At 69.4% G+C, this 445-nt stretch carries 1 protein-coding gene; it reads left to right on the forward strand.

What is annotated here, in order from left to right; genetic code table 11:
- Positions 1–86 precede the first annotated feature (86 nt).
- On the forward strand, positions 87–445 hold a 359-nt coding region (locus J1M86_RS24405; RefSeq protein ID WP_206511708.1), incomplete at its 3' end, for a hypothetical protein.

The following is a 445-nucleotide window of genomic DNA, read 5'->3' on the forward strand; positions in this document are numbered from 1 at the left end:
CACGATGCCCCACTGCTCGAACGGATCTCCCGGGACGCGGTCCAGCGGTTGTCCCGGGGCGAGCAGTTCCTCCCCGAGGACCCGTCGTGAGTTCACGCCAACCACCGGAGGACCCGTTCGAGCGGATCATCCGCGGCAACTCGTGGGACGACGTCCCCCGCGACGACGAGGACCTCGAACCGTGGGCCGAGGACTTCCCGTGGGAGCCCCGCGAGCAACCGGCCGAGGAGATCCCCGTCGAACTGCGGGACACCCGGGAGGACGAACGCTACGAGCCTGATCCCGGGCCCGTTACGAGCGGGATCTCCCCCGCCATGCTGCGCGCCCTGAGCACCGTGCTCGCGGTCATCGTGATCATGGTCGGACTCGCCCTGTTGCCCGGTCCCCTGCCCCCGGTTATGTGGCTGCTGGGCCTCGTGGGTCTGGTCACGGGTCTGTACCTGGT

It is taken from the genome of Rhodococcus sp. KRD197, assembly GCF_017168235.1.
In the GTDB taxonomy this organism is placed as follows: Bacteria; Actinomycetota; Actinomycetes; order Mycobacteriales; family Mycobacteriaceae; genus Rhodococcoides.